Source organism: Natronosalvus rutilus (genome assembly GCF_024204665.1).
Taxonomy (GTDB): domain Archaea; phylum Halobacteriota; class Halobacteria; order Halobacteriales; family Natrialbaceae; genus Natronosalvus; species Natronosalvus rutilus.
The window spans coordinates 2,830,297-2,850,455 of record NZ_CP100355.1 but is presented as its reverse complement, the minus strand read 5'-3'; the positions used below and the strand labels follow the sequence as shown (position 1 = coordinate 2,850,455).

Genomic DNA, 20,159 nt, shown 5'->3' with positions numbered 1-20,159 from the left:
AAAAATTACATCGCCCCCGCCCCGCCTCCGCACGCAGATCTCGAGTTGATCCACATGAAACAGCGGTTGCTATTCAGTTTATATGGAATCCAGAAACCCTGAGATTGTCCCCCTGTTAATCTTGTTGGTTTCTAGAAAATCTTTTCAACGACCTATCTAGTTGTGTAGATAATGGAATCCGAATCTCAAGAGGTTGTAGTAGAAGAGAATACAGAGGAAGATTGGAGAATCAAGTATATTTTAGATTTCACAACACAGCTTCCAGACCCAAGGTGGCTTGATGATTCCGCCTATTCCAATGGGTCTCTGGAACAGTCAAAAACGGATCTCGCTAACGCCTATCTGAAAGTCATCCGTCCAGGTTTGAAAATGCCATTATTACTCATGTTGGCTGTAGTTTTTGTTGATTCGTTAATAAATATAAACCCAGTTACATATGGTCTCGCTTTGAGCATTTGGGCTTCTACTATGATGGTGGCTCCTTCATTGAAAAGTCCGAGAATAATCGCCTCTGTCTCTGATGGGGAACCGGATGTGATCCGTCGTCTTCAATCTGAAGAGATGGCGTACAATAACGTTGGTTTTGCACTATTGGGAATTGGGTTCATATTGCAAATTGTTGGGATTCACTCCAACACAAGCGTTATTGAAACAGCTATAATAACGAATGAGGTCTCACCATTCATCACATCTTTCGCAATTCTCGTGTCAATCGCATTTCCAATAATCACTCCCGATCGGTATCATAAACTTGGGTTCGTTATTTTGTCGGCAGCATTGGGTTACATCCATTTCGTCTAAAATGCCCCTAAGGGGGCAGGAGAATCTTGCGGCGCGCAGAGCGCGCGCCGCGCTCGGGTTTTGGTCGATCGGCTGGAAACTGACGGCTCATACCTCAATACTCCCCGTTGACGATGATGAGACCTCGCTAATCGGGATTGTCGAGTGTGTTTAGGGTGGGCCGATTCGGCCACCAAGATTACTTCCTCTGCGGACAATACTCAATCAGCGCGGGGGGAGTCTGTCGTTGCCACGTCGGACTTACAGCTGACCAGCCAACCAACCACATCATTGTTAGTTCCCCGCGCTACTCCTATCTACCAGAGCTAGTGACTACGATTGGATTCTTACCTCGAGCATGTCCCTCAAAGCCAAAAAATTACAACGTCCCACCTCGCTACCGTTTAAGGAACTCAAATTGAAGCACTTAGAACAATGATGGACCTCATAGATCCTCTTCACTATATTCTATGGTGAATTCGTCAAAATAACCCTCCAGTAGACTAACGCTCATGTTAATCCATTCATTTATCTGCTGAAGATCGGGGTCAGGTATGAACAGGTACAATTCGGCGGTATTGTCCTGCATATGTACCTCATCAAATTCTCTATTGGCAGTTAATTTAAGTGTTTCAATTAGCTCTTCTTCTATTTCTCGCATAACATTGGTGGGTTTATCAAAGCCATGCATCGGGTGAACGTTTAAAACAAAACCACCGCCTAGATGGCCTCCAACAAAATCAATATTGAAATCCGGGTTTTCAATAGAATGTGTCTCTCGTATAAACTCTGATCCAGCATCCAAATTCTCTAATGTGTAATCACGAAAATCGGAATAATTGTTTAGAGCATCATATAGATCACGATAGGATTTTTTAAACAAATCACCCCCCTCAATTACATCATATGAACTATCATCTAATAAATCATCTGTATCATTATTTTCTTGATTGGGTTCTTTAGATGTATCACCCGTGATAACTCCCCCATCTGTTTGTCCACCTTCCTCATTATTCCTTGTTCGTTCCGATATTCTATGTAGCATATTTGCTGATTCACGGGTATTATTTTCAATGCTATCTAATTTATTTCCTAAATTGTCGTTCACTCGGTTAAGCTCGTTTTCAACTCCGTTAAGGCTAACAGAAATATTATACATCAATTTTGCCATATATCCGAAAATCGCAAAGAAAGCGGTTCCAGCGATACCGATTAAAACCTCTATGTCAATGTCCACCATATTGTCTGTGTTATCCAAGGAATAGTGCCAGTGTATTGTAAGACTTTCTGTATATAATATTCAGAAACGGCTACCTTTCTCAATATGTCTCAAGAGGATGCATACCACAATCAATTATCTTCCAAATAGATACACGAACTTGATACTATAGTGTATGGCTATCCTTACCCATTCAATTCTATCTGCCAGTCCAACTAAGCAGAGAGTGAGAAATTGCTGATCTACTCTCGGCTTGAGATCTTTCGATTTGGATAAACAATACCGTCATCGAGACGGTTAGAAGAGATTATCAATTTGAATTTTTGCTTGTTTGGTTCCACGGTGATCGCCGCCTCCGTGCCATCGAAGCAACGGTAGGCTCGAGGCCTTGCACATCCTGTCTTTGACGATCGTCAGTCCTGATCGGCCATGCGGTCGATACACCACGAAACAATACCAGCCATCCGCCCGCTGTAACCGATCGTGATACGCTTTGTAGACTTTGAAGTTTCCTGGCTGTCCATCGCTGTGCTCGAGCATCGTGCTCTTGATCTCCACCGGAGTCCCGTTCTGAAACTTCGCATCGTGCCAACTCGAACGCTCGAGGTCGAACCGTCGCTTCCGGGCCATCCGCTTCTCGCAGATCGTCCCGAAGTGGTTCGCTCGCTTCGAGCGATTCACGCCGACCACGCGCGTCGCGCGCCGATATATATCAACTCCTCCGCCTGGTTCGACGACCGCCCATCGGTCGCTTCGCTCCCCGCGGGAGCGAGCGATGGGCGTGGGCCTCGAGTAAAGGGGTCTGCGTATCCGTATCCACCAATCCAACTCGGCGGAGTCATGCGATAACCTCGTTTACTTTGGAAATCGCGTCGACGTGTTCGCCGTCGTCTCGGTACTCCCGCCAGCGCGAACCTACCCAGCCGTGGCTGTAGGGAACGAATTTGGCGGTTTCACGGTTCGTCATTCCCTCTTCCTTACAGCGGATTACCGTCCACAGCGCGGTGAGTCGAGCGGCCTCGTCGGCGTTCATCTCGTCGGTTTCGTCGCCGAAACGCGACCAGCTCCAGTCGCTCGCTTCTTTCGTGTTGTACCGGAGGTCCGTCGGCGGGATGCCTTCGATCTCGCCCTGAATGTCCGCGAGTTTCGCGTTGCTAATCGAGTCGGCGATGATCGCCTTCTTCTGGCTGACCTTCTTGACGATCGTGCCGACGCGCCAAAGCATCGGGTGGATCGATCGCTCGCCGTGAGCGATGTAGATGAGCGCGCCGCCGTACTTGCGGATCTTGTACACCAGCGGCGCCATTTTCATCCGGGTTTCGTAGCCCTGCTTGCCCTGGCCGCTCGCCGAGCTCGAGAACTCGTCGCCGATGAACAGTTTCGGGCGCTGGCTGTGCTCGAGCGGGTCGCCGTCCTGCTCGACCCATTCCATGAGAGTGCCGTAGTCAGGAATCCAGCCGTCCTGGACGTCGCCACCGTCGTCGACCCAGCGGTTCTTTTCCTCGAGGGACTGGATGTTGGTTCCGAGCAGCGAGTCGGATCGATTGAGGTCGCGCCAGCGCTGTGCGAGCAGACAGGCGAAGTCGGTCTTTCCGGCGCCCATCTCACCCAGAACGACGACGACCGGCGCCGGGCCGTCGATCAGGTTGTCGACTTTGCCGATCGCTTTCATTCCTGAGACGTCCGCTCGCTGGGAGGTGTCGCCTACCATGTGCTTGATCGTCGGCATATCGCCGTTCTCGAGCGCCTGGCGGAAGGTTTCAGTCCCTTCGACCATGCGGATGTCGCGGTGTTTTCGAAGGTCTTTGCACTGGCCGGGCATCTTGTCGGGCCGATCGGCCTCGAGCGGATCGTAGTGAACCGACCGGATCGACAGCGCTCTCGAGACGTGTTCGTCGCGAACGACACCGCCGTGGTCGTGGATCTCGCGGTTTTCCCTGTCGCTGTAGCCTTCCTGGTGTTCGCGTGCCTGTGCGGTCGTGTAGAGCGCCTGCTGGTCGGCGCCGTTGTTGTCAGTCATGGTTTCCTCGGTTCTGCAAATTCGCATCCTTCTTCGAGCGCGGCTATCCACAGTCTCAAGCCCTGGTCAAGAAGGAGATCGTGCATGAGATCGGTCTGAACAGGCTTTGTAACAACGTCTACCCACTCGAGCACGTAGATTCCAACTCGCAGCTCTTCACACGTCATCGTAGGTACCTCCGTCTACAATCGTCTCGTGAGCGTCTTCGTCGGTCGACTCCTCCGTCTCCTCTCGAAGCCGTCCGTAGCTATACCACGCGGCGACAATCGGGGCCGTGATGGTCACGAAAAAGTAACTCCGTGGAACCGGAAGGAACAGCGCGCGTTCGGCCGTCTCGCCACCTGGTCCGGTCGACCGCTCCTCGGTTGGAACGTTCAACGCCTCCGCGGGGAGCATGAACAGACCGGCCCACAAGCCCACGACAAGACCAACCGCGAACGTCATCGCGAAAATCGCTCGTTCCCGATTGGTGAGGTCGATCGTCATTCCGACCACCTCCATTCGGATTTGTCTTCGTGACCGATACACAGTGGCCGATTCTCGAGTCGTCGCTGTTTGGCGAGAATCGACGCCATGAGCGCCGCAGTGTTGGTCCGTCCTCGAGCTGGTGTTTGACTCTCGTCGAAGACGAACACCGGCGGCGGATCGATCGTCGTGTCTCGAAGCGCGCCGTCGTGGATGTATCTCACGAATCGACACCTCCGTCAGTAGCCGTTTCAGCGGGTTCGAACGTGATTCCCTGCGGGTTCTCCGCCGGATCGTAATCGATCGCGTAGTCGTCGACGTCGCGAATCTCGTCGCTGTCCCACTTGTCTGCCTCCTCGCGAGCGGCCTCGAAGCGTTTCTTCACGCTGGTCTGCTGGCCCATTAGCCCACGCTCGTCGGCCTCCGCCTGGAAATTGATCGAGTCGCGCTCGATCTCGACGCCCATCTTGCTGATGCGCCCGCGAAGTTTGTTCAGCGCGATCGAGTCCTCGATGAGGTCGCCGTGGATGTCCTCGAGCATCACCTTCAGCGTCACGAGCTTCGAGTCCGCCATATTCGACTGATAACAGCCGGTGACGATGAGGTCATCCGTGTCCTCGAGCCACTCGAACTCGCGAACCTCGAAGGCCTCGTTGTCGTTGCACTGGTACGGCGATGGTCCTTCGACGGTCTTGTTCGCCCACACCTCGGGTTCGACGTAGTACTTCTCGCGGACGTCCTCGACGCCGTTGATGTGGTGAACGGGAATCATGTGCCGGTTTCGGAGCTTCCGTGCACCCGTGACGAATACCGCGAGCAGCGGCGGCCCCAGGAGTAACAGCGCGGCGAACCAGCCGAAGACGATCGGCGGGATACCTGGGACACTCGGTCGAATCCAGATCAGCGCAGCGCCGAGCGAGACCATGATCCCGAGAACGATCAACTGGCTCTCGGCGAGCAGGTACGTCACGCGGTCGGACCAGCTCGAGAACGTTCCGCTCGTCTCGGTCATGCCTGCACCACCCCGCTCTCTTCGGAGCGGACGACGTACGCGGCGCCGATACCTGCGAGCGCTGTCGTCATGATGACGCCCGAAAACAGACCGCTCTCACCGCCGAAGTGACGGAACGGGTTCTGCTCGACGGCGCCCGTCGAAACGATCGCGCCGGTTCCCTGTGCAAGCGACTGCCTGGTAGCGACCGCGACCGCGGCGCCGGACCGATCGGCGACCGCGAAGGTGATCGTGTTCTCGCCCTCCTCGAGGCGCACCTCGTCGTAGTTGAACGACGACGTCCCCTCCTCGAACGTACCGGCTTCGGTCAGCGAGATACGGCGCCGTTCGTCGGCTTCGATGGTAAGCGTGAACCGCCCACTCGAGTAGGACCAATCGACGATTCGCGTTTCGGCGTCGATCGCCCGCTCGTAGTCCTCGCCTGCCTGGATGCCGTCCTCGGCGGCAGTCTCGTTCGTGGAGTTCTCCTGGGACTGTGCGAGCGCGCCCATACTGCCCATGCCCATTGCGAGCGATACCGCTACGACTGTGGCGAAAATGAAAATCCGTCTCATGGTCAGTTACCCAATCCGGGGATGAGGTCGGTCACGATCCCGACGATCGCCAGGATCACTACGCCGATGATCCCGATGCCGAGGAGACCGCCGCTTTCGAAGCCGTCCCCGAAGATCGGACCGAACAGCGGATCATCGTTGTCGCTTCCGCCGTCGTTGTCCTCTTCACTCTCGAGTTGCGCGATCTTCTCCTCGAGCGAAGCCATCGCCTCAGCGAACTCCGTCGAGTCGAACGAGTCGTAGTCCGGGTCAGTGTAGTCCGGTTCAGTCGTCGTTACGTCGCCGTCGCCGTCGTTTGAGACGGTCGTCGAATCCTCGATCCCATAGTGTTCGAGGATCGCGAATACGTGCCGTGCGTAGCGAATGTCGTCGACCGAATCAAACTCGTTCATCTCGGAAATGATCGTGTCGATCGAGTCAGGCGTTCCTTCGAGGCCTTCAATGTCGGCGATGGTTTGGTCGTCGACGTGCGTGATCTCTGCTCCGCCAGCGTCCCACATCTCGACGACCTCGAGCACGCCGTGCCAGAGGTCGACCTGTCCCTGGCCGTTCTTCTCGTTGGTCGACTCGTCGAACATGACCGCTTTCGCAGCGAAGCCGTCGATTTCACCAGAGACGTGATGGTACGTCGGAGACCCGAGGCCAGACAAGACCGACCGAAGAACAGCACCATCCGACATATCGCGTATTTCCAGTTCCGAATCGGAGCCACGGACGAGGTAACCGTCCGGCGAAGCCGTCAGCGAGCCGCCCGAAACCGTGTCAACCCACACCTCGGTTCCGTCGGTAATATCGTAACCGGTGAGATTCCCCTCGTTGTCCCTGACAGCAACGTACTCAGCAGATGCCGCAACCTGTTGCGTGTTGTTGGTTTCCATACCGTTGGAACCCCAGATATGGCTCCCGTCGGAAGGGTCTCGGACACCGACTTCTGCGAAACTGTCATGGGTGATGCCAGTATGGGCGAGATACTGCTCGTCAGGAGAGAGCGAGAGGTCCGACGCCCGAACGTCGGCCTCTGTAAAGATATTCGACCCATCAGACGTGTCGTATGCGACGAGGTTGTCAGTGGTGCCTCTGTTAGACCAGTAGACAGTCGATCCGTCAGCGAGCAGTGCCATGCCACCAATATCGTCGGCAGCACTGATCGTCTGCGTAATCGAACCATCGGAAGGGTCCATTATCGCAACCGTGTTGTCCCCTCGTTTGAGAGCGAGTACATCGCCCTCCGGCGCATACTCAATCTGATTTACCGTCGTCGTGTCCGTGCTCGTCCAGATTTCGGACCCGTCCGTAATATCGAGGCAGGCGACGCCGTCGCCAGCCGCGTAGAGCACGCCATCACCGACAGCCACATCGTTACTGTAGGCCGTGTCGATAGCGTACTGCATCTCGAGCGTATAGTGGTCGAGCGCCCGGATTTCGTCCGAAGCCCGCCCGTACACGAGCGGGCCGACATAGTACCGACTGCCGGTCTGAAAGCCGGACGCAGGGAGATCGCTGCCGAACAGCACCCCCGAGTAAGAAGCGTCCTCCGTGAACGCATCGGGGTGAACGCGGCGGTCATCGAGGTTCGAATCAGGGTTTACCCAGGTTTCAGTTGCCCCGTTCCAAGTTATCGACATACCACGGACCTTCGTCAGATCGGCCCGTTCGAAGCCGAATTGCTGCATCCATGAGATTTGGAACCGCTCGTCTTCTACATCGTCGGTTCCCGAGAGATAGCGAGCCATCCCTTCGGGAGAGCGAACCTGTTCGGGCGTCAGGTTCCCAGCGTCAAGTTCGGCATAGATGTCTTCGACGAACTCGAGATCATACCAGCCGACGACCGTGTCGGACTGGCCCCGAATGTCGTGGAACATTCGAACCCATTCGGTGCCGTCGAACGCGAGCAGGGAAGCATTCTCATCGACGCCGTCGTCGACGTTTTGCGTAACCAGTCGGAAGTCCCAGACGTATTCTGTCCCGTCATCATCAGTGAACGTGACCGTTTCCTCAGTTTCGTCCCAGGAGTCAATCAGCGCGTCCGTGACCGGCTGCGTGTGGACGACGTTTGCCGCGCCGTCCGGATCTTCGATCAGCTCGAACTCAGGGAAGTACGCCGAGCCGTTGGTAATCTCTGTCTCGTCAGCAGGTGTCGAGATCGTGCCGCCCAGGTGGTCGACGTGCTCGAACGAACCAGGTTGGAGAGCAGTTCCATCATGCAACGTGAACAATTCCTCCGTCCGGTTTTCGGTGAGCCGGACCTGGACAGTCGAGTCAAGTGTCCCGTCGTCAGTGCTGTCGTAGTCAGCGAGGCCCGTGATTTTGTACTGCGGGTCCGTGTCGAGGCCGCTATTGACGATATACGACATTTGCAGCAACGCTTTCGCGCCGACGTGCAGGTGGTTGTACTCGGCCAGTTCGTAGTACTGCCGAATGCGCTTGAGCGCCGTGTCGTAGGCCGTCGACGAACCTTCGCCAGCCTCCCAGGCCGACGCGATCCCGTGGCGTGCCTCGAGCGAGGCGATCGGGCGCGTGTCCTCGAGGTAGTTCCCGAAGTTGGTAAAATGGGCATCCATCCACGCAATCTCGTTGTGGACGAGTTGGTGGAGGATGAGCCGATCAGCCGATGGGTCGGTATTGGTGTCGTCGAAGAAGTAATCGACACCGACAGCGCCGACGAACAGCGCGAGGCCGATCGGTGACGTAGCCGCCGCGAGGTAACCGGATTTGGCAGCGCCAGACACCGCCTCTTTGATACCATCGACGACTCCGAAGTCTGCGGCGACCGTTCCGCTCGAGGCGGCCGCGCCGCCCCCGGCGACCATCACCGCGCCGAACGCTTGGAGCGCCCGGCGCCGGGTGAGCGTGATCCCGTGCTGGTACGTCTCGGCGGTGGGCTTTGGGCGTTGGGCCGACGACATCAGCTCCCTCCTCGAGCACGCGCCATGCCGGCCGCCGCGATCGCTACGACCGCGACCCCGACACCGAAGCCGGGCGAACCATCGGCGTTGTATCCGAGGATACCACCGAGCAGGCCGCCGGACACTTCGACGCGCTCCACGTCAGCATCTTCGCCTTCGACGATCAGCCGATACTCGGTGTCGTACTCGAGCGCCGCGTGATCCTCGAAGTACACCTCCTCGACGATGGTATCGCTCTCGGTGCCGTTCACCGTCAGCGAGTGCGCGACCGTCGCGTTCGTCCCGGTTTCGTTGAACTCGGTTTCGTTGTAGAACGTCACGTCGACGCCCGTCTCGGTCATGTTGGTGTCGTTGAACTCGTCGACGAACTCGACCTCGAGCGTCAGCGGATCAGACTCGTTGTCGACCTCTACCGTCTCGTTGAGCAGCTCGCTCGTATCCGCGGCGCCGAGGCCGACCAGGAGGCCGGCGCCGAGCGCGAGCACGACGACCACCACTGAGAGGAGCCGGCCAGTCGTGGGCGTGGGCCGCATTCAGACCACCCCCGCAGCCATCACCCCGGTAAGCGCGATCGAGAGCGCCGAGGCCGTAATGATGTAGCCGGTGATCGTCGAATCGTACCACTCCGCTTTCGTGCCGTTGAATTTCGTGAATTGCATGAATTGAATCTCGAGGTTACTTGTACGCGATCAGGTAGAACGCGGCAGCGTTCAGCAGAACGATGAACCAGCCGAGATACCACATCGAGTCGACGGCGTACGAAACAGCGGGTACGAGCGCCGAGAGGATGTTGAGGATGAACGCCAGCAGCAGCGTCACCGTCTCGATGTCGGTGTAGTCCTCGAGCGTCGTCTGGCCGTTCGTGACCCAGGCGGTCACGAGCGTCAGCATCGAGACGATGAACGCGTAGGTGATCTCGGTGCCGTGGGCGGCGTAGAGTGCTGCGTCCATCCCGACGTTGAACGGCGCGTTTAACGCAATCGAGACCACGCCGACCATCGAGACCGACGCGAGTACGAACAGCGGCGCGAGCACGCTGTCTATCAGGTCGATTCCGTCCTCCCGGCGAACCGCGCCGGGGACCATGTTCTGCGGTAGGCTAAGTGCCATACCTCCGTAGCGGCGCCCCAACGGGTCGAAAAACTCCGTATTTCATAGGCGAGACCTCGGGTATTCATTGGTAAAACAGACTGTCAGCAACCTTTATACCAAGGCGGGTTGCCCGCCGGTTATGGCACTGAACAAACTACGCCAGCTCGACCAGAACTCAGCCGGTGTTACGCTCCCGAAAGACGACCTCCGCCTCGAGGGAATTCTCGACGAAAACGGTGAAGTCGAAGGCGAACACCACGCGCATATTCGCCACGTCGACGAAGGGAAATGGATCGTCGAATTGGTCGAGATTACTTTTAGCGAAAAATAACAGCGTTATATTTTCAGCATCAGTTATGTTTCCTGACCGGAATATATTAGATAATTAGGTCAAATTTCCTACTATGCGTCGCAGACAACTCCTTGTGAACGCAGGATCGGTAGCGCTCGGTAGTACGATAGCCGCTTCGGGTCTGGCCGCTGCAGAGTCCGGTCGACGGCTTCCACCGAACGATAACGTCTCGAGCGTATCCATCCATCCGTTTTCGACTCCAGAGCCCCAGGAGGTGTCGACGGGTGACTGGATCACCCACCGGCTTGGGTGGATCTCGCCAACCAAGGAAGAACTCGAGGATTTCCTCGGGAAATACGAAGTTCGCGCCTGGATCGATGGAGAACCGATAGACGATTTTGACTCCTATCGAGGAGGTATCAACGAGGAAGAGAACGGCTGGACGACGTACTGGCGCTACACGATCCCGCCACGGTCGCCCGGAGAATACGAATTTAAGATCGAGATCGAATTCAACGAAGATTTAGATAACGGGAAGAACGGTGCTGGCGACGTTATCACGACCGCTGGTACGTACGAAGTCTCACCTGGTGGCGGCCGTGGCAAAGGACGATAGCAGAGTCCGTTCAAACTCCGATTAAAGCCAGTCGACTTTTTTGCGTTCTCGCTGTTGAGCTTCCGGTGAGTACGTTCCACGATAGTGCTCAAGGAACGTCTCGAGGTCGTTCCATCCACCCCAGTCGATCACCAGGAGCGGATCGACGTCGGCAGCTGCGAGCGCGGTCGCCCATGTGCGCCGGAGGTCGTGCATCCCGAGATAGAGCCAGCCGTCGTCGCCAGATCGCGGGGAACGGGCGTCTCACGGAACTTGTCACCTTTTCCGTGCCATACCCGTAGCATCGTCCCCGCGTCGGTGTCGACGACGTCCTCGGGCGAGACATCGAGAATTTCGTGTGACCGAAGCCCACAGCGAGCACCCAGGGAGTAAGAGAGTCGTTGTTGGGTATCGGTGGCGGCCTCGAGGAGCTGTGCAACTTCGGCCTGACTGAGCCAGACTTTCATGTCGTCGCGGTTGCGATGTTGCTGGAGATTCATGTCCGGGTTGCGAGTAAGGCGGACGGCAACCCGGTGTATAGTGAGTGTTTTGGTGCGATGGGCGGCCCGATCGGGCCACTTTACGTCCGAGATCTACTCCTTACCGGACACTAACCCTATTATCCATCCAAGAGTATATTTCCGTTCAATAAGAAAATGCAGCTCCGTGGCTGAGGCAAATGACCTGAGCCGAATTTCTATAAAATAACTATATGATAGGAAACTTAATGCTGAATATTAGTCGTGGTTGATTTCAACCGTTTCCACGACTGATTCGTCCTCTCCATCGATCGCGACAACGGATATCTCGCTAGTGTCGCCTCCAGGAGTGCCATAATCTAATTCTATAGATTCTCCTGTTGCATTGAGGCTTGATACATCATCATCATCGAGTTCAGAGACTCCATCACCACGGAGCTCAAACTTTTCAGCATTACCCATCTCTCTGACCCTGAGAGTCACTATCCCAGGATCGCTTGAATTGTCCACTTCAGAGTCCACAACTGCATTTACAGGGGCACCGCCTGCACTTGAACCGAGATCAAGCACAAACGCTGCGATCACAGCCGCGAGAATGACCGTAATCGCAACCATGAGTATCACTCCGATGACAGGAGAGACTGCTCGCTCCGATTCGTTTCCGATTAGCTTGCTTCTGTATTTCTTCAGGTCCATGATTATCGTTGTTCTATTACGCGCATCAGATGTGAACGGTCAGAAACTTTATTGACTTACCCGGTGTCGAGTCAGTCGGCGGATGGGGTTGGGGGTACTCACCTTCCCACACCGTCAGTTCTTCGCGTCGCACCTGTGCTGATAGTCTCACTTAACGGCTGTATAATAAACCCTGTGGCCGGGTCTAAATAAATGACCTTCACAGATTCTTAGACGGTTTCAGATGTGATAATCAGCGACTCATGGAAGGCCTACAGCACCCCCTTGAAACGTTCACGTCTGGCGATTTCCTCCTGTACTGTCGAAATCCGAATCCTATTACACAACACCATCCATCACTCGATCAATGACCGACAGCGTGTTTGTGACCGAGGAAGATCTGGCGCGAACCTTCGACGGTGGGGCCTACGAGGATGCCTTCGAGATCGTTGAGCAGTACCGAGAAGCGACGCGCTACGCCTCGAAACACGACGTCAAATCGGGCGCGACCGCCTCGGCGCTGGATCTCCCGCGCTCCCGCTTACGAACGTGGATCGACGACGGCGGTGCACCCGATGCCGTCAATTGCATCGAAGCAGCACGCCGACACGGTTGGCTCAATCTCGAGTACGACGATCCAAAATTCGACGCGCTGAACTCACTCATCGCGAACGTCTTCTCGGGCGGGTCGATCGCCCGCGAGAACTACACCCCAACGTTCGCCCTGAACCGACGCGGCAACGAGAGCCACGTGATCGACGCGCTCGAGCTCGCCGGCGTCGACTACGATCTTCTCGAGCGCACGGGCCGCGCGGACGAAGCCCGACCGACGACTGATGGCCGTGTTCTGGGGCGTGTGCTCGCCAGCCTCGGTGCACCCGTGGGGTCGAAAGCCGTTGGTGAACTCGAGTTGCCCACGTACCTCGAGGGCGCACCCGACGAAGTCCGACGACTGTTCGTCGTCTGCTATCTCGAGAACCGCGCCCATGCCCATGGCTCCATCCTCAAATTCAGGGAGGAACGCTCGAGGGCGTATCTCAAGGAGTTGGCAGCGCTTATCCAAGACGTCACCGGGGGGCCGGTCACCGTTTCAGAAAAGAACGTCAACCTCTCGAAAGCGGCCGCTGAAAACCTCGGAAGCGTGATTTAGTGATTACTCGAGGTCGTCAGCCTCGAGATCGCCCGCGACCCACGCCCGCCCGCGATCAGAAATTTCGTAGTATCCTCCGTCGTCAGCGCGCTCGAGCAGTCCGTGGTCCTCTAACTCGTTGAGTCGCTGGCGAACGGTCGAGTAGCCGATCTGGTGCCCGTGGCGGTTGAGGTTCTTATACAACGGCTTCGCCGGAAGCTCGAGATCATGCTCCGCGAGAAACTCGAGGATCAGGCCGTCTTTCAGACTCATCCACTCGGGGCGGGGTCGCATTCAGTCCGTTCAACCCACTCAGACGGTTTAACTGCAGTCGGTTCGCTGGCAGATGATTGTATTTGTGCCACATCAGTAGCGGAAATACGCTAAACTATAAGTCAGTGGGGTGTCTCGGAAGCGATCAACGGACGCCAGACGGACCCACCGCTGCCCGGTCGGGTCCTCGCAAAACGCAGACCCGGTGTTTGGGGCACCGATCCGCCTGGCCTCCGTATCCAGACTACGGAAGCATGTTAAGACGCACTTCGCGGGGAGATAAAGTCCCCGACAGACGACGATCGTATCGACGAACTACTTTCAGTCGAGAGAACAGTCACCGATTCCGGTGCTTTGGGCCTCGAGACTATGCTCACCGCCTCGAAACGCTATCGCAGTTAAACTTTCACTTTCACTCACCATCCAAGGAATCCGCCTTTTGTCACGTCTTCCCTCAGAATCGATCGATGTCGGAGACGACGATTGATTTAGACGACGAAGTAGATCGATGGCGGTGGGCTTGTCCTGCCGGCCATCGGAACTGGGAAGCGACGAACGGGCACTTCTGGTGCGCCGAGTGCGCGCGTACGTACAGCGACGACCTCGAGCCCGAGTTCGAGGAACTTCGAAACCTGGTGACCGGCGATATCGTCCACCGCGATGATCTCCAGTTGCTCACGCAAGTCGGCCCGTACGAGACGCTTTACGGAGGCTCGGCGTGATCTACGAGCAACGCCACTGGACTCGAGTCCAGCAAGTCGCCCGGAAAGCACTCTGTGAACTCGCTACCGGAAACGTGGAGACGGCCACCGAAGCCGTCGATGCCGTGGGCGATGGGCTTGGGCCAGCGCGTCGAGCCGATTCCACCTGGTTGGTCGAGATCGTCGACGAACGACTCGACGACCAGGAGAGAGCTGAACTCCTCGAGGCCGTCCGATCGGAGGCTGGTTCGGCGTGAGCATGCGAGACCTCTCACCTCGAGACGCTCGCGATCGATTCCTTTCCCGCCGAAAGCAGGAGAACACCGAGAAAACGGTTCGAAGCTACCGGAACCGGTTGACTCGGTTCGTCGAGTGGACCGAGGAGGAAGGCATCGAGTCGATGTCCGACCTCTCGGGTTGGGACCTCGACGAGTACCGGGCCGCTCGAGAGGCTACTGGCGTTGCTCCGGCGACACTACGAGGCCAGTTAACGGCCGTGAAGCAACTCCTCGATTACTGCGCGTCCGTCGACGTCGTCGACGACGATCTCCCCGACAAGGTGAACGTCCCGACGCTGAGTAGACAGGAGGAATCGAGCGATACGAAGCTCGAAGTCGCGGACGCGAAGGCGCTCCTGTCGTTTTATCGCCAATCGACGGACTGGTTCGGACGGCCGAAGCACGCCTTCCTCGAGGTCGCCTGGCACGTCGGCGCTCGAATGAGCGGCATTCGTGCGCTCGACTTGCAGGACTTCGACCCCGATCGCCAGACGCTCGAGTTCCGTCATCGGCCACCGACGCTCCTGAAAAACAAGGAGGAAGGTGAGCGCGTCGTCGGAATCTCGAAACCCGTCGTGAGAGCCCTACGGACGTATATCGCTCGAGAGCACTTCGACAAGCGAGACGACGAGGGCCGACAGCCGCTCTTTTGCTGTCGACAGGGACGACCATCGGATACGACGTTCCGTGCCTGGTCGTACCTCGCTACCCAACCGTGTCACGTCGAGCAGTGTCCGCACGGAAACCGTCGTGAGACCTGCGATTACACTCGACGAAATCACGGGAGCAAGTGCCCGTCCTCGAGGAGCCCACACGCTATCCGAACGGGTTCGATCACCTGGCAGCTCCTTCACGGACTCGACATCGAAACCGTCGCGAAGCGAGTGAACGCCCGTCCCGAGACGATCCGGCGCCACTACTACAAGGCCGCCGAGCGGGAGGAGTTCGAACAGCTTCGTGCAGAGATCACTCTGAACCTTGACATTGAAGACAATGATTAGCCACAAATTCGCCCGAAATGTGTACCGCTCAGGCCGGACCGTGCAGTTCAACCCACTAGCGCACGTCCCTCCGACCCCATCCCTCTGCCGCGAACAAACACGTGAGCGGCAGGTATGTGATTCGGAGGGATTTGAACCAGGGAGCAGCTTTTCTGCGACTGTGGTTCAAATCCCTTCGACCTATCCTCATTATCGAATCCACTTTGTATAGAATCTCGAATCAATCAGAAATTCCGGCAAGTTTCAAGTACTCTCTACTGCAGATGTAGTGTGAGAAACATATGATGGGCAGTGATCAACAGACGTTCGACCGTGTTATTGAGCTCGTAGAGGCCTGGATTCCCAGGAAGGCATACGGACACGAGCGGAAATTTCAAAGTGAGCTTCAAGACTACCTGGATCAACAGTTAAACGAAACCCAGGGAAGGGGAGGGATGGGTCTTCTTGGTGGAATGGCCCAATAACGCGATCTCCCCGTATCTACCGAGCGAGGAAAGGCAAGAGCTGATGTCGTCGTAGATGATCTCGTTGGCATTGAACTGAGGCGGGATATTACCAACAGTCAGCGAAACAAACTCGAGGGCCAGATTAAGAACTATCTGAGGGAGTACCCATTTGTGATAGTCTGTGCTTGTGGAATCCAGGATCTGGATGCTGGCGCCAGTTGAAAAATCAATACAGGGGACCGTCTGGATTCCGTATGAATCAACAGGAGGTTATATTCATCCACAAACGAAAGGAGGATTTCGGTAAAGAGCCATCTGAACGAAGTGGAAATAGTGACGGGTTCTTTGATGGTAGCATCTTCTAATGTGGTTCTGTCAAACTCCTCAACGAGTACGTGAGGGCGACAGTATCGTTGTAACGGGAAGACACGTCTAGGACGGAACCGGGACACGTTCGTAATTCGCGCCGTCAACGATGGAGGCGTTCTCGAGCTAAAGAATCTACTTCCAACGGTGAGGAGGAGACAACTCTGGTGTCTGCTTGAGCCAGAACTTCGCCTCATTCTTCCGGTTCTTCCACTATCTTTGCGATAGTGAGCAGGGCGTCAAACTCCTCGGGTGACCCCTGGACCTGGATGAGACCCTGTTCCCGGTCGTACTGGATGAAATCCACTTCAGCAGATTTTGGCAGGTGGACGTGTTTCAGATCGAGAGCGATCTCTTCGAATCGATCAAGACTCCCATCCGCCTCCGGCGGGTCGTCTTCCCACGTCTCTATTTTTTCTACCACTTCAGAAACGGCTACTGGGCCGTCTTTTTCGTAGAGACAATACAAAGCATATCGCCGTCGTTGATCTTCCAACAGTTCAAAGATTTCGTCCAACGTAACCATATGCAATATTTGCCGTGTTACCATTTAACGCTCTCCACCACCACTCTCTCACGTTATTCTCATTCAATTACATCCGATCGGCCTACCTGCGTCGAATCAACTATTCGCCAGACGTGGATCGGGCAAAAATCGAGAGCTGGACTATTCGTCACTGACGACGACCTCGTCTCCCTCAATCTGGACGTCGTAATCGTCGACAGAGAAGGAGATCGAAACGTGATCAGAAGCGGAGACGAGGGTATCGAGAGCGTCCGGATCGACTTGATCGTACAATGTCGTATCGAGAGCGGACGAAACGTCGGTTATTTCGACGTCTTCAGCGTGCGCAACGGCGTCGATTACGGCGATGCTCGGCCTCGTCACCGACCAGTCGTATTCCTCCCGTACCGAACCGTCATCCGCATTGTTACCCCCCATGCATCTACTTGCGACTTCAGAGGGAAATATTTGCCGTCAAACGACAGAAAACGGCACTCTCAGCCGTGTAATACACAATCTCTCTACGATACTATTGCTACAACTGGTCTCTTCTTTGCGCCTTCGCTACGCTCCCGACGAGTAGGTTCCGCACTAGTGCTCGGTGGGCGTCTCGCGAAGCCGGTGTCTGTTTCCGTCACATCCGAAGTGCTGTCTTGGCAGCGGTTCGACGTCCCAGACGCAACGCCCAGGGCGAGACGTCCTCGGGCGCGACGTCGAGAACGTGGTGCGAGCAGAACCAACAACAGCGCTCGACGAATAGGCCAACCGCTGTTGGGTGCCTTGGTGACGCCTCGAGGTGCGGTGCACCAGAACCAGAAAATAACGCACCTGGATCGAGGCTCGAATCGGCCGTCGAACGACGACGACAGTATTGACAGCACACAGAGTACTGCGCCCGTTACTTCACGAGCGACACGAGCACGAGCACCAGTCCGCTCGAGACAATCGCCGATTGGATGAGCCCGGCCGAGAGAATCGAGAAGCCGAACGTGTGATAGATGAGCCCCTCACAGATCGCCCCGCCAGCGATGAACACGAATCCCGCCGAGACGTATAGCATCGGCTGACTCTGGTTCCGACGGTAGCCGTGGTAGGCGAGCAACGCGACTGCCAGTCCCAGGACGAACGTGATCAGTTTAGCGGCGACGAGCGATGGCCCGATCATCGTGATACTCGCATATCGTCCCAGAGTTCCGTGAAGTTGTCCGCTAACGTATCGCAGGTATCGACAGTGAGCGTAAACTCGCCTTCCGAGAGATCGACGTGGAGTCCCTCGAGGACGGTTTCGAACTCGCGTCTGTGCGTTCCATCCGAATCGATCGACGTCCGCTCGTCGAGAAGTCCGTGGTCCTGTAGCGTAGAGACCCGACGGTACACCGTCGCGAGCGAGGCGTCACACGCGTCACTGAGCGCTTTTGCGGTCATTGGCCCGTCGTCAGCCGCGACGAGGATTCGACGGGCGTAGTCGTCCGCCAGGACCTGAAACATATCCGACGAATCTCCCATTGCCTCCTGGTTCACGGCCAATCGGTCACCCAACGTCGGCAAATAAGCTGCGATTTTCCAGTCCAGCAAAAGACCATGGGTGTTTTGTGTATCTCTCGATTCGGTACGAGTATCGAAACCAGTCGCCACCATGACGGATTATCTACTCGCATTTAAACCCGCGATCGGACTGTACGGCCAGCACGATCCCAGTGCGGTTCTCTTCGAGGACGGAGTCCCCGTATTCGGCGTCGAGGAAGAACGCTACACACGAGAGAAACACGCGACGGAAACGTTCCCCTCCAATGCTATCGAGGCGTGTCTCGAGTACCGTGACCTGGATATTACCGATCTCGATCGTATCGTCTTGCCCTACGATCCGACGCTCCGTGGGAAGATCACCGCTCACTACGTGACCGACGCAATTCGCGCCCCGGGGATCGGTCGGACGCTGTCTGCGCTCGAGGAGGCGCTCGTCACGGAGGTTCGGAGCCGATTCTTGCCGACGCGACAGATCGAGCGTCGCCTCGAGGCCTTCGGTACGCCGTTGCCGCCGGTCGAGACGATCGCTCACCACCGATGCCACGCGGCGAGCGCGTTCCATCCCTCGGGGTTCGACGAGGGGGTCGTTCTCACGATCGACGCGAAAGGCGAGTACGACTCGACGGTCGTCTGGCACGCCACCGAGGACGGCCTTCGGCGGGCTCGGACGTACGAACACCCCAATAGCCTCGGACTGTTTTACGCCATCATCACGGAGTACCTCGGCTACCGCATGTTCAACGGTGAGGGGAAGGTCATGGGACTGGCACCGTACGGCGAGGACAACACCGAAATCGAACACACGCTCCGTACGCTGATCGAAACGGGGGTCGACTACGACGTGACCAGCCTGACGAAACGCTGGGGGACTGGCCACGGCGTGGAAGCGCTCGAGGAGGCGTTCGACCGCCCCCGAAGCGAGACGTCCGACGAGTTCGACCAGTGGGAGAAAGACCTCGCTCACACGGCCCAGAAATTGCTCGAGGAGACCGTCGTCGACATCGTCGAAACGGCCGTCGACCGCTTCGGGACTGGAAAGGTCGCCATGGCCGGCGGCGTCGCGCTCAACTGCAAGTTGAACCAGCGCGTTCGCGAGTTGCCCGTCGTCGAAGAGACGTTTGTCCAGCCCGTCGCTCACGACGCCGGCCTCGCACTGGGGGCTGGCTGGGCGCGCCAGCGGCCGATCAACGTCGACCGGCAGACGCACGTCTATCTCGGCCCCGAGTACGAAACCGAGCAGATTCGGTCGACCCTCGAGACGAACAAACTCTCCTACGTCGAACCCGACGACCTCGAGCGCTACGTCGCCGAACGGATCGCCGATGGCGACCTGGTCGGCTGGTTCCAGGGTCGCATGGAACTCGGGCCGCGGGCTCTCGGCTCTCGTAGTATCCTCGCCGATCCGCGAACGGCAGCCTCACGCGACCGAGTCAATCGGTTCGTCAAACACCGCGAGGAGTGGCGTCCCTTCGCGCCGTCGATGCTCGAGTCGGCCGCCGAGGAGTACCTGACCGACGGGGAACCGGCCCCGTTCATGATCGACGCGTTCGACGCAAACCCGGAGACGGTCGAGGATCTCGAGGCCGTCTTGCACCCCGCCGACGATTCGACGCGACCCCAGACGGTACGCGAAGACCAGCATCCACGATATCACCGGCTCATCTCCGAGTTCGCCGACATCACGGGCGTTCCCGTCGTCCTCAACACGTCGTTCAACGACCACGCCGAACCGATCGTCAGAACGCCGACGCACGCGATCAAGGACTTCTACGGAATGGGACTGGACGTGCTCGTCCTCGAGGATCTCGTCGTGGAGAAAGAGTCGGCGTAGAACGCGAGTCGCC

General features: G+C 56.8%; 26 protein-coding genes and 1 pseudogene. 8 read left to right on the top strand and 19 right to left on the bottom strand.

Annotated features, from left to right (window positions below; genetic code table 11):
- Positions 1–171 precede the first annotated feature (171 nt).
- The gene (locus tag NGM29_RS13695) at positions 172–801 is read left to right on the top strand and encodes a hypothetical protein (RefSeq protein WP_254156890.1); all 630 of its coding nucleotides are present in this window, start codon (positions 172–174) and stop codon (positions 799–801) included.
- A 424-nt stretch (positions 802–1,225) separates the two neighbouring features.
- Here NGM29_RS13695 and NGM29_RS13690 read toward each other — a convergent pair whose 3' ends face one another.
- The 12 genes from NGM29_RS13690 to NGM29_RS13640 all read right to left on the bottom strand — a co-directional run bounded on the left by NGM29_RS13690 (position 1,226) and on the right by NGM29_RS13640 (position 10,066).
- Positions 1,226–2,020 carry a hypothetical protein gene (locus NGM29_RS13690; RefSeq protein ID WP_254156889.1) on the bottom strand — a complete coding sequence of 265 codons (795 nt, stop codon included), beginning with the start codon at positions 2,018–2,020 and terminating at the stop codon, positions 1,226–1,228.
- Positions 2,021–2,296: 276 nt separating this feature from the next.
- Positions 2,297–2,680: a PD-(D/E)XK family putative nuclease gene (locus NGM29_RS13685; RefSeq protein ID WP_254156887.1), complete on the bottom strand. Its 384-nt coding sequence runs from the start codon at positions 2,678–2,680 to the stop codon at positions 2,297–2,299.
- Positions 2,681–2,837: 157 nt separating this feature from the next.
- Positions 2,838–4,019 (bottom strand): hypothetical protein, encoded by a 1,182-nt coding sequence (locus tag NGM29_RS13680; protein WP_254156885.1) that lies wholly within the window; start codon positions 4,017–4,019, stop codon positions 2,838–2,840.
- Positions 4,016–4,186, bottom strand: coding sequence for a hypothetical protein (locus NGM29_RS13675; protein WP_254156884.1), 171 nt, complete (start codon positions 4,184–4,186; stop codon positions 4,016–4,018). The genes NGM29_RS13680 and NGM29_RS13675 overlap by 4 nt, the downstream gene beginning before the upstream one ends.
- Positions 4,176–4,505, bottom strand: coding sequence for a hypothetical protein (locus NGM29_RS13670; protein WP_254156883.1), 330 nt, complete (start codon positions 4,503–4,505; stop codon positions 4,176–4,178). Before NGM29_RS13670 ends, NGM29_RS13675 begins: the two co-directional genes overlap by 11 nt.
- Positions 4,502–4,708 (bottom strand): hypothetical protein, encoded by a 207-nt coding sequence (locus tag NGM29_RS13665; protein ID WP_254156882.1) that lies wholly within the window; start codon positions 4,706–4,708, stop codon positions 4,502–4,504. The genes NGM29_RS13670 and NGM29_RS13665 overlap by 4 nt, the downstream gene beginning before the upstream one ends.
- Entirely contained in the window at positions 4,705–5,496 is a 792-nt protein-coding gene (locus tag NGM29_RS13660) for a hypothetical protein (RefSeq protein WP_254156881.1), read from the bottom strand. Before NGM29_RS13660 ends, NGM29_RS13665 begins: the two co-directional genes overlap by 4 nt.
- Positions 5,493–6,050, bottom strand: a complete 558-nt coding sequence (locus NGM29_RS13655) for a DUF8063 family protein (RefSeq protein ID WP_254156880.1) — start codon at positions 6,048–6,050, stop codon at positions 5,493–5,495. The genes NGM29_RS13660 and NGM29_RS13655 overlap by 4 nt, the downstream gene beginning before the upstream one ends.
- Positions 6,051–6,052: 2 nt before the next feature.
- Positions 6,053–8,956: an Env/VP5 family phage fusion protein gene (locus tag NGM29_RS13650; RefSeq protein WP_254156879.1), complete on the bottom strand. Its 2,904-nt coding sequence runs from the start codon at positions 8,954–8,956 to the stop codon at positions 6,053–6,055.
- Positions 8,956–9,489 carry a PGF-CTERM sorting domain-containing protein gene (locus tag NGM29_RS13645; protein ID WP_254156878.1) on the bottom strand — a complete coding sequence of 178 codons (534 nt, stop codon included), beginning with the start codon at positions 9,487–9,489 and terminating at the stop codon, positions 8,956–8,958. The genes NGM29_RS13650 and NGM29_RS13645 overlap by 1 nt, the downstream gene beginning before the upstream one ends.
- Positions 9,490–9,615, bottom strand: a complete 126-nt coding sequence (locus NGM29_RS21180) for a hypothetical protein (RefSeq protein WP_256548166.1) — start codon at positions 9,613–9,615, stop codon at positions 9,490–9,492. It abuts the gene before it with no gap.
- Between the two features lie 16 nt (positions 9,616–9,631).
- Positions 9,632–10,066 carry a DUF8023 family protein gene (locus tag NGM29_RS13640; RefSeq protein WP_254156877.1) on the bottom strand — a complete coding sequence of 145 codons (435 nt, stop codon included), beginning with the start codon at positions 10,064–10,066 and terminating at the stop codon, positions 9,632–9,634.
- Between the two features lie 121 nt (positions 10,067–10,187).
- On the opposite strand from NGM29_RS13640, the gene NGM29_RS13635 reads away from it, so the two are divergent.
- Both NGM29_RS13635 and NGM29_RS13630 read left to right on the top strand, forming a co-directional pair.
- Positions 10,188–10,379: a DUF8053 family protein gene (locus NGM29_RS13635; RefSeq protein ID WP_254156876.1), complete on the top strand. Its 192-nt coding sequence runs from the start codon at positions 10,188–10,190 to the stop codon at positions 10,377–10,379.
- Positions 10,380–10,452: 73 nt separating this feature from the next.
- Positions 10,453–10,956, top strand: a complete 504-nt coding sequence (locus NGM29_RS13630) for a hypothetical protein (protein WP_254156875.1) — start codon at positions 10,453–10,455, stop codon at positions 10,954–10,956.
- Between the two features lie 21 nt (positions 10,957–10,977).
- Here the strand turns inward: NGM29_RS13630 and NGM29_RS13625 are convergent.
- Positions 10,978–11,435: pseudogene (locus NGM29_RS13625) on the bottom strand (site-specific integrase).
- Between the two features lie 237 nt (positions 11,436–11,672).
- Positions 11,673–12,110, bottom strand: a complete 438-nt coding sequence (locus tag NGM29_RS13620; RefSeq protein WP_254156873.1) for a type IV pilin domain-containing protein — start codon at positions 12,108–12,110, stop codon at positions 11,673–11,675.
- Between the two features lie 346 nt (positions 12,111–12,456).
- Here NGM29_RS13620 and NGM29_RS13615 point away from each other — a divergent pair, with 346 nt between their 5' ends.
- Positions 12,457–13,239, top strand: a complete 783-nt coding sequence (locus tag NGM29_RS13615; RefSeq protein WP_254156872.1) for a hypothetical protein — start codon at positions 12,457–12,459, stop codon at positions 13,237–13,239.
- Between the two features lie 3 nt (positions 13,240–13,242).
- On the opposite strand, the gene NGM29_RS13610 is transcribed toward NGM29_RS13615, so the two are convergent.
- The gene (locus tag NGM29_RS13610; protein ID WP_254160569.1) at positions 13,243–13,491 is read right to left on the bottom strand and encodes a winged-helix domain-containing protein; all 249 of its coding nucleotides are present in this window, start codon (positions 13,489–13,491) and stop codon (positions 13,243–13,245) included.
- A gap of 467 nt (positions 13,492–13,958) precedes the next feature.
- On the opposite strand from NGM29_RS13610, the gene NGM29_RS13605 reads away from it, so the two are divergent.
- The 3 genes from NGM29_RS13605 to NGM29_RS13595 are packed head-to-tail and all read left to right on the top strand — an operon-like array spanning position 13,959 to position 15,471.
- The gene (locus tag NGM29_RS13605; protein ID WP_254156869.1) at positions 13,959–14,213 is read left to right on the top strand and encodes a hypothetical protein; all 255 of its coding nucleotides are present in this window, start codon (positions 13,959–13,961) and stop codon (positions 14,211–14,213) included.
- A complete protein-coding gene (locus NGM29_RS13600) occupies positions 14,210–14,449 on the top strand; it encodes a hypothetical protein (protein WP_254156868.1) in 240 nt (79 codons plus the stop codon). The genes NGM29_RS13605 and NGM29_RS13600 overlap by 4 nt, the downstream gene beginning before the upstream one ends.
- Before the next feature lie 2 nt (positions 14,450–14,451).
- The gene (locus NGM29_RS13595) at positions 14,452–15,471 is read left to right on the top strand and encodes a tyrosine-type recombinase/integrase (protein ID WP_254160567.1); all 1,020 of its coding nucleotides are present in this window, start codon (positions 14,452–14,454) and stop codon (positions 15,469–15,471) included.
- A gap of 1,005 nt (positions 15,472–16,476) precedes the next feature.
- Here NGM29_RS13595 and NGM29_RS13590 read toward each other — a convergent pair.
- The 4 genes from NGM29_RS13590 to NGM29_RS13575 form a co-directional block, all read right to left on the bottom strand.
- Positions 16,477–16,809 (bottom strand): DUF7344 domain-containing protein, encoded by a 333-nt coding sequence (locus NGM29_RS13590; protein WP_254156867.1) that lies wholly within the window; start codon positions 16,807–16,809, stop codon positions 16,477–16,479.
- 141 nt (positions 16,810–16,950) lie between these two features.
- A complete protein-coding gene (locus NGM29_RS13585) occupies positions 16,951–17,226 on the bottom strand; it encodes a HalOD1 output domain-containing protein (protein WP_254156866.1) in 276 nt (91 codons plus the stop codon).
- A gap of 460 nt (positions 17,227–17,686) precedes the next feature.
- Entirely contained in the window at positions 17,687–17,953 is a 267-nt protein-coding gene (locus tag NGM29_RS13580; RefSeq protein ID WP_425499149.1) for a DUF7521 family protein, read from the bottom strand.
- On the bottom strand, positions 17,950–18,276 hold the full coding sequence (locus NGM29_RS13575) for a helix-turn-helix domain-containing protein (RefSeq protein WP_425499148.1): 327 nt from the start codon (positions 18,274–18,276) through the stop codon (positions 17,950–17,952). The genes NGM29_RS13580 and NGM29_RS13575 overlap by 4 nt, the downstream gene beginning before the upstream one ends.
- 148 nt (positions 18,277–18,424) lie before the next feature.
- Here NGM29_RS13575 and NGM29_RS13570 point away from each other — a divergent pair, with 148 nt between their 5' ends.
- Positions 18,425–20,146 (top strand): carbamoyltransferase family protein, encoded by a 1,722-nt coding sequence (locus NGM29_RS13570; protein ID WP_254156865.1) that lies wholly within the window; start codon positions 18,425–18,427, stop codon positions 20,144–20,146.
- The last annotated feature ends 13 nt before the right edge of the window (positions 20,147–20,159 follow it).